General features: G+C 62.6%; 10 protein-coding genes. 1 reads left to right on the forward strand and 9 read right to left on the reverse strand.

Translation table 11 applies throughout. The annotated features are described in order from the left end of the window. Positions 1-133: 133 nt before the first annotated feature. Positions 134-1,168: an aldose epimerase family protein gene (locus AC1DON_RS02970; RefSeq protein ID WP_476933237.1), complete on the forward strand. Its 1,035-nt coding sequence runs from the start codon at positions 134-136 to the stop codon at positions 1,166-1,168. Here AC1DON_RS02970 and cobA read toward each other — a convergent pair. From cobA to AC1DON_RS03015, 9 genes are all read right to left on the reverse strand, one after another. Further along, positions 1,158-1,919 (reverse strand): uroporphyrinogen-III C-methyltransferase, encoded by a 762-nt coding sequence (gene cobA, locus AC1DON_RS02975; protein ID WP_476933238.1) that lies wholly within the window; start codon positions 1,917-1,919, stop codon positions 1,158-1,160. The genes AC1DON_RS02970 and cobA overlap by 11 nt on opposite strands. Further along, on the reverse strand, positions 1,909-4,575 hold the full coding sequence (locus tag AC1DON_RS02980; RefSeq protein ID WP_476933239.1) for a nitrate reductase: 2,667 nt from the start codon (positions 4,573-4,575) through the stop codon (positions 1,909-1,911). The genes cobA and AC1DON_RS02980 overlap by 11 nt, the downstream gene beginning before the upstream one ends. A gap of 187 nt (positions 4,576-4,762) precedes the next feature. Beyond that, positions 4,763-5,095 carry a nitrite reductase small subunit NirD gene (gene nirD / locus AC1DON_RS02985; RefSeq protein ID WP_476933240.1) on the reverse strand — a complete coding sequence of 111 codons (333 nt, stop codon included), beginning with the start codon at positions 5,093-5,095 and terminating at the stop codon, positions 4,763-4,765. Next, the gene (gene nirB / locus AC1DON_RS02990) at positions 5,092-7,584 is read right to left on the reverse strand and encodes a nitrite reductase large subunit NirB (protein WP_476933241.1); all 2,493 of its coding nucleotides are present in this window, start codon (positions 7,582-7,584) and stop codon (positions 5,092-5,094) included. The genes nirD and nirB overlap by 4 nt, the downstream gene beginning before the upstream one ends. A 12-nt stretch (positions 7,585-7,596) precedes the next feature. Continuing rightward, positions 7,597-8,811, reverse strand: coding sequence for a nitrate/nitrite transporter (locus tag AC1DON_RS02995; RefSeq protein ID WP_476933242.1), 1,215 nt, complete (start codon positions 8,809-8,811; stop codon positions 7,597-7,599). 427 nt (positions 8,812-9,238) lie between these two features. Continuing rightward, positions 9,239-10,039 (reverse strand): ABC transporter ATP-binding protein, encoded by an 801-nt coding sequence (locus tag AC1DON_RS03000; protein WP_476933243.1) that lies wholly within the window; start codon positions 10,037-10,039, stop codon positions 9,239-9,241. Positions 10,040-10,211: 172 nt separating this feature from the next. After that, on the reverse strand, positions 10,212-11,117 hold the full coding sequence (gene ntrB / locus AC1DON_RS03005; RefSeq protein ID WP_476933244.1) for a nitrate ABC transporter permease: 906 nt from the start codon (positions 11,115-11,117) through the stop codon (positions 10,212-10,214). A gap of 144 nt (positions 11,118-11,261) precedes the next feature. Further along, positions 11,262-12,515 carry a CmpA/NrtA family ABC transporter substrate-binding protein gene (locus tag AC1DON_RS03010; RefSeq protein ID WP_476933245.1) on the reverse strand — a complete coding sequence of 418 codons (1,254 nt, stop codon included), beginning with the start codon at positions 12,513-12,515 and terminating at the stop codon, positions 11,262-11,264. A 13-nt stretch (positions 12,516-12,528) separates the two neighbouring features. Continuing rightward, positions 12,529-13,764, reverse strand: a complete 1,236-nt coding sequence (locus AC1DON_RS03015; protein ID WP_476933246.1) for an alginate export family protein — start codon at positions 13,762-13,764, stop codon at positions 12,529-12,531. Positions 13,765-13,850: the final 86 nt, after the last annotated feature.

A 13,850-nucleotide genomic window follows, 5' to 3' on the forward strand; every position in this document is an offset into this window, starting at 1 on the left:
GTGTGATGGCTTTGATCGTCGGTGTAAGGGGCGCGCCCTGAAATGTCAATTGTCTGAGGAATAGAGAAAAGAGCGATTTACACACATTCGGACGCGATTTAAGACCCCTGTTAAATCACACCCAGGGACGCCAATGACCGCCAGCCGTTTTGTTTTCGATCGCCTGCCCGATGGCCGCGAGGTCGAAGCCGTTACCTTGAGCAATGCGGATTTGCGCGCCACGATCTTGGCCTACGGCGCGACCCTGCAGGGCCTTTGGGTTCCAGATCGCGAAGGTGTGGCGAAGGATGTCGTGCTGGGCCATGACACGCTCAGGCCGTACATCGAACAGTCGGATTATCTTGGTGTTACGGTTGGTCGCTACGCCAACCGTATCGGCGGCGGGCGCTTTACGCTTGATGGCCGGGTCTATCAACTGACGCAGAATGACGGCGCCAACAGCTTGCACGGCGGCATCAAGGGCTTTGACAAGAGCGTGTGGATTATCGACGAGGTGGGCGACAATTACGTACGCCTCACCCGTGTCAGTCCGGACGGCGAACAAGGCTATCCCGGCGAACTGACCGTGGCCGTGACCTTCACGTTGTCAGACGCCGATCTGTGTATCGACTATGAAGCTACGACCAGCGCTCCCACCATCATAAACCTGACCAACCATACCCTGTTCAACTTCGGCAGTGGGTTGGACGCCGAGTTGACCCTGGCGGCCGACGCCTATACGCCGATCAATGCGGCTCTGGTCCCGACCGGCGAACAGCGCGACGTCACCGGGACGGTGTTTGATTTCCGCGAAGGCCGGCGAATCAATGACGGTGTGCGGACAGCCAGTGACGACCAGATCCGCATCGGGCGCGGCTACGACCATAATTTCGTGCTGATCGGGGGCAGGACCGCCGAACCCAGGCAGGCGGTGCGGCTGTTCGATCCCGCGAGCGGTATCGGCGTCGATATCCTGACGACCGAACCGGGTATCCAGCTCTATACCGGCAATTTCCTGAACGCCACCTTGCCCGGCAAGGGGGGCGTTCTGTATCGTCAGGGCGATGGCATTGCACTGGAAGCGCAGAACTTCCCGGATGCGCCGAACCAGCCGGGTTTTCCAAATTCGGTTCTGCGACCGGGTGAGATCTATCGCCAGGCCACGATCCACCGCTTCTTTATCCGTTAGCAGCAACCATCGGTAGCACATTGCCCAGACGCGCATAGCGGAAGGCCGGACCGACGGCCATCAGCACCGGGCCCTCCCAGGCTTGCGCCGCGACCAGCGCCGACAGGTCGCGCAGCGTGCCGCTGACGGCGCGCGCTGTAGAGCGGCCGGCGTTTTCGACCGCCAGCACCGGCGTTGACAGTGAGCGCCCGGCCTTGAGCAGGGCAGCTTCGATATGGGCGGCATTGTGCGACGACATGTAGAAGACGAGGCTGGCTTCCGGATCAGCGACCAGGCCGTCACGCAGGTCCACGCCGCCGTCCTTGGTCCGGCCGGTCAGGAACGTCACCGACCGCGCTTCACCGCGATGGGTCAAGGGGAAGTCGAATTGCGCGGCTGCCGCGCTGGCGGCCGTGACACCGGCCAGGGTCTTGTGCGGGATGCCGTGCAGGTCGAGATACTGGCGCTCTTCCTCGACGCGACCGAAGACAGACGGATCGCCGCCCTTGAGGCGCACCACGTGCAGACCGCGCCGGGCCAAACGCACCATTAGCGCATTTGTCTTGTCCTGCGGAACACTGAGCCGGTCGCCGCGCTTGCCGACGCAGATCTTGACGCACTTTTGCGGGGCGAGGGCGATGATGTCTTCACTGACCAAGGCGTCGTACAGAAGCGCCTGTGCGGATTGCAGGGTCTTCATGGCGCCAACGGTCAACAAATCTATGTCACCGGGACCAGAGCCCACTAAAGAGACGAAACCATTACGCTGCATTGGCCTTCTCCATCGCTGTGATACGCGCGATCATTCGGGTGATTTCGGGACGGCACGATCCGCATTGGGTGCCGGCGCTTGTGCAGGCGCCGACGGCATCGGCCGTATGGCAGCCATCATGGATAGCGGCTTCGATGGCCTTCTGGCCGACAGCGCGGCAGGCGCAGACCAGCGGCCCTTGGTCCTCGACGCCAGGCAGGCGCCCCAGCAGGACGGCGGCGCGGTCCGCGGCCTCAAGGGTTTCGTCGCCGAAGCGCTCGGCCAGCCAGTCGCGGCCCGGCAGGGGCTTGGCGATCGGCGCGATGAAGGCGACGGACTTCAGACGGCCATTTTCGATATGAACACGGCGGGTAACGCCGCTGGCCGGATCGTCAAGCGTCAGCATGCCGTCCGAGCGCATCAGGGTGTCGAAGCCGATGGCGCGGTCGCGGCCGGCAATCTCATAGACTTCACAGTGCGCGTAGGGCGTGCGGCGCCAGATGACGTCGCGGCTGAACTTGAGTTCATCGTCCGTGTGAATGATGAAGCCATGCCAGTTTTCACCGTACGGCTTTATGGTCGCCGGCGTGTGCTTGAACTCCGGCTGGCCGGACATCGGATCGACCGCCGGGTTGATCAGCGGGTTGCTGCGGCCGAACGGCGCGAACGACCGTGTCCAGTGCATGGGCACAGCGATCGAACCCGGGCGGACATCGTCGGTGATCCTGGCGCGGAAGATAGCGTCGCCGTGGAAGGTAACGACCTGACACAAACGCTTGTCAGTGATGTAGAACTTTTCGGCGTCGTCGGGGTGGATTTCGACGAAAGGCTCGGGGGCGTGGCGGTTCAACTCGGGCGCCAGCGCCGTGCGCGTCATGGTATGCCACTGGTCGCGGACGCGCGCCGAGTTGAGCGACAGCGGGAATTCGGGTGTCGTCGCATTGGCGGGGCCCATGGCCTTGACCGGCTTGAGACGGGCGCGGCCGGATGGCGTGTTGAAGCGGCCGTCGCCGAACAGGCGCGAGGCTGGCTGGCCGCCGGCGGGGTAGGGCCATCGCACAGGCGACAGGCTGTCATATTCTGCCTTGGACTTGCCGGCCAGGGCGCCGATATCGAGGAAGCGCGTGCCGTTGTTCTCAAACGCCGTCATCGCTGCATATTCGGAAAACACGTCGCTCGAGTCGCGCCAGTCGAAGCCCTCATAGCCCATGCGCTGCGCCACTTGAGCGATGATCGCCCAGTCGGCGCGGACCTCGCCGGGCAGGGCCGAGATGCGGCGCTGGCGCGAGATGACTCTTTCGGAATTGGTGACCGTGCCGTCCTTTTCGCCCCAGGCCGCGGCGGGAAGTTGAACGTGCGCCATGGCCATGGTGTCGGTGCGCTCGACGACGTCGGAGACGACGACCAGTTCGCAGCGGCGCAGGGCCTCTTCGATGAAGTCGGCGTCCGGCATCGAAATCATCGGATTGGTCGCCATGACCCAGACGGCCTTGACGGCGCCGGAATGGATCGCCTTGAACATATCGACGGCCTTGAGGCCGGGCCTGGGTGCGATGACCGGGCTGTTCCAGTAGCGCTTCACGCGGTCGCGCGAGACGTCGTCGAAGTCCATGTGCGCGGCCAGCATGTTGGCCAGGCCGCCGACTTCCCGGCCGCCCATGGCGTTGGGCTGGCCGGTAATCGAGAAGGGCGCGGCACCCGGCTTGCCGATCTTGCCCGACAAAAGGTGGGCATTGATCAGACTGAGGCCTTTGTTGACGCCTTGTGCCGACTGGTTCGATCCCTGGCTGAAAAGGCTGACCGTCTTCGGCGTATGCATGAAGGCGTCATAGAAGGACTTGAGATCGACTTCCGACACACCACAGTCGGCGGCGACGGCCTCCAGGCTCTGATCGTCCTCGAACAGGCTGAGCGACAGGGCCGTATAGCCTTCGGTGTGATTGGCGATGAAGTTGCGGTCGAGCGCGTCATGGGTGATCAAATAGGCGCACAGGCCGTTCCACAGGCGGACATCGGTCTGCGGCTTGATCATCAGGTGCAGGTCGCACGCCTTGGCGGTGTCGGTGCGCTTGGGGTCGATGCAGATGCGGCGCTGGTTGGTGTTCTGCTCGATGCGCCGGAACAGGACCGGATGGGTCCAGGCGGCGTTGTGGCCGGTAAAGACCAGCAGATCGGCTTCTTCAACGTCTTCGTAGATAGCCGGGACCAGATCAGCGCCGAAGGCCTGCTTGTGCGCGACCACGGCCGACGACATGCACAGGCGTGAATTGGTGTCGACATTGGCCGTGCCGATATACCCCTTGGCCAGTTTGTTGACCGCGTAATAGTCCTCGGTCAGTAGTTGGCCGGAGACATAGAAGGCGACCGAGTCGGGCCCGTGTTCATCGACTATGGCGCGGAATTTATCGGCGACGGTCGACAGGGCGTCGTCCCACGAGGCGGCTTCCATGTGGCCGTCGGCATTGCGGATTTTCGGCTGGAGGAGACGACCGTTGAGGCCGAAGGTGTTGCCGAGCGCCGTACCCTTGGAGCACAGGCGGCCCTGGTTGGCCGGGTGCAGGCTGTCGCCGGTGACGGCAAGCGCGCGATTTTCGCCAGGCGCCGCCGACACACCGCAGCCAACCCCACAGTAGGGGCAGGTGGTCTTTACGGTATGGGGTTCGGCGTCACGCGGCATGTGTTATCTCAGTGCGAAGGGGGCAACTGCTTCTTGGTTTCGCCTCCCCCGTTCATGGGGGAGGTGGATTTGACGGCGATAGCCGTCAAAGACGAAAGGGGCCCTACCGACGTTAGCCCCGCCCACCATCTGCTCCGCAGATGGTCCCCCCTCCCCATGAATGGGGAGGGCGAAGGGTAATGACCGTTCAATTCAGGCCCAGAAGGATGCGGCCGTCTTCGATCATCAGCGGCACGACCGGCGTGCAGCCCTTACCGGCGTCGGCGCCTAGGGCCTGGCCAGTCTCGAGCGAGATCGACCAGTTGTGCAGGGGGCAGGCGACGGCCTTGCCATGGACGATGCCTTCCGACAGCGGCCCGTTCTTGTGCGGGCAGCGGTCGAAGATGGCAAAATATTCGCCCGAGACGGTGTGGAAGACCGCGACGGCGCCGAGATCGGTTTCGACGCGACGCGCACCTTGATAGGGCACATCGGCGGCAGCGCCGACATCGGTCCAGTGTATGCTTACAGAGGCGTTCATTCCGCCGGCTCCTGAGCTTCGGTTTGCAGATGATCTTGCGAAACGCCCTGGCGCAGGTCGGCCAGCGGCGAGAAGACCTTGGCGGGCTCGGATTTCGGCGCGTGCTCGGCCCACGGATCGACCTGGTAGACTTCCTGGCTTTCCTTGAAGCGGGCGATAAGTTCGGCGCGCACCGCTGGATCGGCCAGGCCGTCCTTGACGAACTGCAGGCCGACACGTTCGATCCACGGCGCGGTGCGTTCCAGGTACCAGGCGTCTTCGCGGTAGAGCTGGACGAAGGCCATCGACCAATCCAGCGCCTCTTCCTCAGTCGCGACCTTGGTCAGGAGGTCCGTGACGCGGACGTGGATGCCGGCATTGCCGCCGACGTGCAGCTCATAGCCGCTGTCGACGCAGACGACGCCAAAGTCCTTGATGGTGGCTTCCGCGCAGTTGCGCGGGCAGCCGGATGCGGCCATCTTGAACTTGTGCGGCATGTAGCTGCCCCAGGTCGCCTGCTCCAGCTTGACGCCGAGACCGGTCGAGTCCTGGGTGCCGAAGCGGCACCATTCCGAACCCACGCAGGTCTTCACCGTGCGCAGGGCCTTGGCGTAGGCGTGACCCGACACCATGCCGGCGGCATTGAGGTCGGCCCAGACGGCCGGCAGGTCTTCCTTCTTGACGCCGAACAGGTCGAGGCGCTGACCGCCGGTGACCTTGACCATCGGGACTTTGAACTTGTCGACGACATCGGCGATGGCGCGCAGTTCCTTGGCCGAGGTCAGGCCGCCCCACATGCGCGGAACGACGGAATAGGTGCCATCCTTCTGGATGTTGGCGTGGTTGCGCTCGTTGACGAAGCGCGAACGCGGATCGTCGTGATAGGCGCGTGGCCAGGCGCACAGCAGGTAGTAGTTGAGCGCCGGGCGGCAGGATGAGCAGCCATCGGGCGTCGACCACTTCATGGCCTGCATGACGTCAGGAATGGTCTTCAGCTCTTGCTCGATGATCGCCTTGCGGACGACGGCATGGCCGTGGTCGGTGCACTTGCACATCGGCTTCGGGCCGGTCTGGGCGGCAAAGGCATCGCCCAGCGTGCACTTCAGCAGGCTTTCGACGATGCCGGTACACGATCCGCAACTTGCTGACGCCTTGCAATGCCCGCGCACCTTGTCGAGCGTATCATTGCCCGCTGTGATCGATGCCACAACCTGGCCCTTGGACACGCCATTGCAGCCGCACACTTCGGTGTCGTCGGGCCATGCTGCAACAGCGCTAGAGGGGTCCGTGCCGGCCAGTGCGTTCGTAACGGCCTGGCCGAAAATCAGGGTGTCGCGGATATCGGCGACGCTTTCGCCCTTCTTGATCAGGTCGAAATACCAGCCGCCATCGGCCGCTTCGCCAAACAGGACGGCGCCGACCAACTGGTTGTTCTTGATGACGACGCGTTTATAGACGCCCCGGCCCGGGTCGCGGAAGACGATGTCTTCGCAGCCTTCGCCGCCGTTGAACTGGCCGGCGGAATAGAGATCGACGCCCGAGACCTTGAGGCGCGTCGCCAGTTCCGAACCGATATAGGCGGCTTCGACATTGGCTTCGGTCAGGACGTCGGCCAGGGTGCGGCACATGTCCCAGATCGGCGCCACCAGGCCATAGCAGACGCCGCGGTGCTGGACGCATTCGCCGACGGCGAAGATCGAGGGATCGGAGGTACGCATCTGGTCGTCGACGACGATGCCGCGTTCGACCGTCAGGCCAGCGCCCTTGGCGGGCTCGACGTGCGGACGGATGCCGACGGCCATGACCAGCAGCGAGGCCGGGATGACGCGGCCGTCCTTGAGCTTCAGGCCTTCGACGTGGGTTTCACCGACAATGGCTTCGGACTGGGCGTTGAGGATCGAGTTGACGCCGCGTTCCAGCAGCGCCTTTTCCAGCAGGCGGCCAGCGGCTTCGTCGAGCTGGCGCTCCATAAGGACGTCAACCAGGTGGATGACGGTGGCCTTCATGCCGCGCTTGGCCAGGCCGTACGCAGCTTCCAAACCGAGAAGGCCACCGCCGATAACGACGGCTTCACCGCCCTGTTCCGCAGCCTTTTGCATGGCGTCAACGTCATGCAGGTCGCGGAAGGCGACGACGCCCGAAAGGTCGGCGCCGGGCAGGGGCAGACGGATCGGATCGGAACCAAGGGTGAGGATCAGCTTGTCGTAAGCGATAGTCTGGCCGTCGTGCAGGACGACGTGCTTCATGGCGCGGTCAATCGACTGGACCCAGTAGCCGAAGTGCGTCTTGACGCCGTTCGCGTCGTACCAATCCTGGCTGTGGGTGACGATCTGTTCGAAGGTCTTTTCCCCTGCCAGGACCGGCGACAGCTGGATGCGGTCGTAGGTGGCGCAGGCTTCCGCTCCGATGATCGAGATTTCGAACTTCGTATCGTCGCGCTTGAGGATTTCTTCGACGATCCGCCCGCCGGCCATGCCGGCCCCGACGACAACAATCTTTTCCTTGGTCATGACGAAGGTCCCTTAGATCTTGACTTGGTTGGCGGAGAGGGCGCCCCAGGTCGTACGCCACTTCTTCTTGATGAAGGTCAGACCGCCCAGGGCAACGAGCGCCAGGAGAGCGAAGCCGATCAGGCCGGGTTGATAGCTGCCGCTGGCCTGCTTGGAGAAGCCAAGCGAGGCCGCCAGGTAGAAGCCACCGACGCCGCCGAACATGCCGACCAGGCCGGTCATGACGCCCATTTCAGAGCGGAAACGCTGGGGCACCAACTGGAAGACCGCGCCATTACCCATGCCGAGCGCGCCCATGGCGATCAGCAGGATGAACAGGGTGCCGTAGACCGACGGCATCTTGAAGCTGAGGACCACCAGGGCAGCAGCGGCGACGCTGTACATGATCGAGAGGGTGCGGATGCCGCCGATGCGGTCGGCAATGGTGCCGCCGATCGGGCGCAGCATCGAGCCGGAGAAGACGCAGGCCGCGGTGAAGAAGCCAGCGATGACGGGCGACAGGCCGTATTCGCTGTTGAAGTAGATGTTCAGCGAGGAAGACAGGCCGACAAAGCCGCCGAAGGTGACGCCGTAGAACATCATGAACCACCATGCGTCAGGCTGCTTGAGGATGGTCAGGTACTGGCTGGTGGTCTTGGCCGGCGGCTGCTCGGGCGAATCCTTGGCTTGCCAGATGTAGAAGGCGAGGACGAGGATCAGCGGGATGGCGGCCATGCCGAAGACCGACTGCCAGCCGAAGGCCTTGGCGAGCGAGGGGGCGAACAGCGAGGCCAGGACCGTGCCGGAATTGCCGGCCCCGGCAATGCCCAGCGCAATGCCCTGATACTTGGGGGGATACCAGCGTGAAGCCAAGGGCAGGGCGACGGCGAATGAAGCGCCGGCGACGCCTAGAACAACACCCAGCGCGATGACGGCACCGTAGGTTTCGATGTGGAAGGCCCAGGCGATCAGCAGGCCGGCGATGACGATGACTTGGCCGATAAGGCCGGTCTTCTTGGGACCGATATGGTCGACAAGGAAGCCGTTGACGAGGCGAAGCAGGGCGCCGGACAGGATAGGTACGGCAACCATCATGCCTTTTTCAGCGGGCGAAAGGCCGAGGTCACCGGCGATCTGGACGCTGAGCGCACCCAGCACGACCCAGACCATGAAGCTCAGGTCAAAATAGAGAAAAGCCGACAGCAGGGTGGGCGCGTGTCCGGCCTTCAGGAACTCCTTGGAAATCATCTAATCCTCGACAGCAAAAAAAAACGCCCCAAGCTGCTTCGCACCGTTGCCGGTACGAGAAGCCTGGGACGTCGTTGTCCTCACATGATCCGCTTCGCCAACACTGGCGCCGCTGGATGGGTTCGCCGTGATCGCCTTTGATCACGTTGAGATCAGGGTGATGCCGAACCGCGTTTTCGTCAATGCAACCGGGGGCCAGAGGTGTGAATTGCTGCCCTGCACAAAAATGACGTAGCAAAAATGTCACGAAACTCGGCCAGGACACCATTTTTGGGAGGGTTAATGCAGTTTCGCGGAAATTGTCGAAATGGTTTCAAATGAAATAAGTTGGCTTTGGCCGTCATTTTCCCCTGTCTGCACAAGCAAACGGTTCGCATTTGCAGTGAGGCGTCCCTCTCCCTCGGTGAAGGGAGAGGGATTCGGTGCGTCAGGCCGGCACGGGGGCTGCTACATCGTTCGCCTGGAGGAAGCTGACGATCTCAGCGCGGCAGCGCACAAATTCCGGATCGTTGAATGCGGTCAGGCGACTGCGCGGCCTTGGACATTTGACGTCGACGATCTTGCCGATGGTGGCTTTCGGTCCGTTGGTCATCATCACCACGCGGTCAGCCAGCAATACGGCTTCGTCGACATCGTGGGTGATCATCAGTACGGTCGCCTTGATACGCGAATGCAGCGCCATGACTGTATCTTGGAGATGCCCGCGTGTCAGGGCGTCGAGCGCACCGAACGGTTCATCAAGCAGCAGGACCTTGGGTTCCATGGCCAGCGCCCGGGCGATGCCGACGCGCTGCTTCATGCCGCCGGAAATCTCGCCGGGACGCTTCTGCGCCGCGTGGGTCATCTTGACGAGGTCGAGATTGGTCATGACGCGCTCATTGAGCTGGCTCATGGTTTCCTTGTGGCCGTAGAGCTTGTCGACCGCCAGGCGGACATTCTCGTAGACGGTCATCCACGGCAGCAGCGAATGGTTCTGGAAAACGACGGCGCGGTCGGGACCGGGGCCGGTGATCTCCTTATTTTCCAGCAAGGCCACGCCCAGCGTCAGCGGCACCAGGCCGGCAACGACATTGAGCAGGGTCGACTTGCCGCAGCCCGAATGGCCGATAATCGAGATGTACTCCCCGGCATTGACCGACAGTGAGACATTGTCGAGTACCGACGAGATGACGCCGTCGCGTTCGAAATCGACATAGAGGTTTTCGATAGAGAGAATGGGTTTGGTCATGGGAAACTCATAGAGTGAGGGCAATCGTTTGAAGGCTTCTTCCCTCCCCGTTTACGGGGAGGGGGACCGCGAAGCGGTGGGAGGGGGACACACTCGCCTCTAAAGTCCCCCTTCCGTCGTCGCTTCGCGCCGCCACCTTCCCCGTGAACGGGGAAGGAAAAGAGTGATCTCGTTAATCAGCGGCCGTGCCTCTGGAAACGAAGTGGCCGACGCCGGCGACGATTCGGTCGAGCGCGTAGCCCACGAGGCCTACCCAGAGCAGGGCGACGATGATGTCCGACATGCGTGACGAGTTATACTGATCCCAGATAAAGAAGCCGATGCCGACGCCGCCCAGCAGCATTTCCGAAGCGACGATGGCCAGCCAGCTCATGCCGACGCCGATGCGCAGGCCGGTGAAGATGTGTGGCGTGGCGGCCGGCAGCATGATCTTGAAGAAGTATTCGACCGGATGCAGGCGCAGGACCTTGGCGACATTGATATAGTCCTGCGGGATGTTGCGCACGCCGACGGCCGTATTGATGACGATCGGCCAGATCGAGGTGACGAAGATTACGAACAGTGCCGACGGCTGGGCTTCGCGCAGCATGGCCAGCGAGATAGGCAGCCAGGCCAGCGGAGGCACGGTGCGAAGGACCTGGATCATCGGATCGAACCCCTTGCGCGCCCATGTGACTGTACCGACAAAGGCGCCCAGCAGGACGCCACAGACGGCAGCCAGGCTGAAGCCAATGCCGACGCGCGACAGCGACGTCAGCACGTGCCAGAACAGGCCCTTATCGACGCCGCCGCGATCATAGAACGGGTCGGTGATAAGCTCTCGTGACTCCAGCCAGACCATGGACGGACCAGGCAGACCGCCGGGAAAAGCGCGCGCTGTCGCTTCCCATGCACCCAGGACGATCGCCAGCATCAGGGCCGGCATCAGGAAGGTGGAGACGCGTTCGCCGACCTTCCTGAAGCGCGCGGCTTCGATCTGTTTCTTCTGGGCCGCGTTGAGCAGGGCGGACCGGTCTATGATGGGGGCAGGTGCGGGTGACGACTGGGTCACAGGTTTTCTCACGAAATCGAAGGGCATCGAAATTGCCTTTATGAATGTCTGTACTTTCCTTCTCCCCTCGCGAGGAGGGAAGGTGGCCGAAGGCCGGATGAGGAGCAAAACGTGTGCAACGGGCTAGTTGCCCCTCATCCCGACCCTCTCGCCCAGATAGGACGAAATCGGTTAGCTAAGCTTTTTGATCGGCTGGTTGGCGAGGTAGGCTTCCGGATTGGCCGGGTCGAAGACCTTGCCATCGAAGAACTTCTCGACGCCGCGCGAATCCGAGGCCGGTGCCGCGATGCCGTACTGCTTGGCGACATCACGCCACAAATCAGCGCGATTGACCTTGTTGACCAGGGCCGTGGTGTTCAGATCGCTGTCGAGGATGCCCCAGCGCTTGTTCTCGGTGATGAACCAGGCGTCGTGCGACTTGAACGGGAAGTTGGCGTAATCCGCCCAGAACTTCATGATGTGCGGGCTGTTGGCGACGACGCGGCCATCGCCGTAGTCGATCTTGCCCTGCAGGCGCGGGACGATGTCGTTGATCGGCACGTTGATATACTGGCGGCCGGCGGAGATGGCGCACATGGCGGCGCGGTTCTTGTCGCACCACTGGGCGGCTTCCATGACGGCAGCGATCAGCGCCTTGGCGGCATTCGGGTACTTGTCGACCCAGTCAGCGCGCATGCCGAGCGCCTTTTCCGGATGGTTCATCCAGATTTCCGACGTCGTCGTGGCGGTATAGCCGATCTTCTGCGAGACCAGTTGGCCGTTCCACGGCTCACCGACACAGAAGGCGTCCTGGGTGCCGGCCTTCATATTGGCGACCATCTGGGGCGGCGGAATGACGATGGTCGAGCAGTCGACGTCCGGGTTGATGCCGCCTGCGGCCAGCCAGTAGCGGACCCACAGGTCGTGCGTACCGCCGCGGAAGGTCATGGCAACCTTGGCGATGTTGCCGGCGGCCTTCATCTGGGCGAACTTGGCCTTCATGGCCGAGCTGTTCAGGCCGACCTTGACGCTCTTCAGGTCGTTGCCGACGCTGATCGCCTGGCCGTTGGTGTTCAGGCGAGCCAGGATGTACATCGGCGTCGGCTTTGCAGCCTGGCCGGTGGTGATCAGGTATGGCATGGGCGACAGGATGTGTGCGCCGTCGATGCCGCCGCCCTTGGAGCCGAGGACCAGGTTGTCGCGCGTCGCGGCCCACGACGCCTGCTTCAGCACTTCGACGTCGGGCATGCCGTACTTGGCGAACAGGCCTCGCTCCTTGGCGATGATCAACGGCGACGAGTCGGTTAGGGCGATAAAGCCCAGTTTAGCGGCGGCGACTTCTGGGCCCTTGCCGGCGGCAAAGGCGCCCGACGGGAAGAGGGCCTTGGCGGCTGCAACGGTGGCGACGGCGCCGAACAGGGCTTCGCGTCTGTTGAGAATGGTCATAATCAAAACGTCCTTAAAGCTTATATTGCAGCATGAGCCAGGTCTTGGTGCGCGAAGCCGGCATGGTCGGATCGGCGCGCTCGAAGTCCGCGTATTTCAGCATCAGGCTGAGATTTTTGGTCAGGCCGGCGGTCAGGACGGCGTCCCATTCCTTGCCGATCGGACGGCTGAGGCGGGTGGTGTCCATGTCGTGATAGACGACCGTCAGGGTCGGGTTGATGAACCACGGCGCCCAGGGACGGGTGTGACCGGCAACGACCAGGGTCAGGTTGAGGTCGTTGATGCCGTCGGCGAAGGTCTTGTTGCCGCCGGTCGCGCCAAAGACATCGGCAAAACCTTCGAAGGCGTGGACGGTACCGAGCGGTGTAACGAAGCCCTGCGTGCCGTTACCTTCCAGAGACTCGTAGTTAAGCTTGACGGTAAAGATGTCCCAGGTGGCATTACCTTCCAGCATGGTTTCGCTGAGGTCGAAGACGGCGGGGTTATTTCCGGCCGGTTCCTGCTCGGCATATTGTGCGACATAGCCCAGTTTGACCGACGATACCCAGGTGGTGCCGAAGACGCGCAGGCCCTTGGTGTCGACCGACGAAATCAAGGCGTTGTTGATGTCGGCGGCGACAGGCGCCTTGGCCGCTGTCGAGAAGCGCAGGTTGTAGTCGAACGCCGTCACCTTGACCGCTTCGCTGAAGCTGTAGGTCGCGTTCAGCACGTACGAGTTGGAATTCCAGTCCTTGGCATCGGCGACGACGCGGTTGATGCGGCCGAGATAGGCGCCGGTCAGCTTGACGCGGAAGAGTGTTGTATCGATGCGGACGGCGTCAAAGGTCTGTTCATCCTGGCGCCAGCCGACATTGCCGATGAAGCGCGCGTCATCGAGGATCATGCGCTGGCGGCCAACCGTCAGGGTGGTTTCAGCGGTTGGCGTCCAGGTCAGTTGGGCGCGGTTGATTTCGGTCACCGCCGGATCGACGACGTTCGGAAAGGTCGTCTTGCCATTGATGGTCGAATTGTATTTTTCGGTCGGCGCAATGACGCTGTCGATCTCGATAAGCGCCTTGACGCCGTGGAATTCACCGCTTTGCAGGCCCAGGCGGTTGCGCCAGGTCACGGCCTCGGCCTTTGCGGCGATGCCCTGCTGATCGACGCCTTCCAGACGGAGGCTCGATTCAACGATAGGCTTGGATGCCGCCAACGCGTCGGCAATCGTGTCTTCAGCGCGCACTTCAGCGGCCGCCAGCAGGGCGCTCATCGCGCAGCCTGCTGCCAAAATGTCCCGTACTTTCACCTGTATCCCCTTGGAAGAAAGCATAAAAAAACGCCCCACGCGGACAGCTC

The sequence above is a fragment of the Asticcacaulis sp. P4_H10 genome (assembly GCF_056400965.1).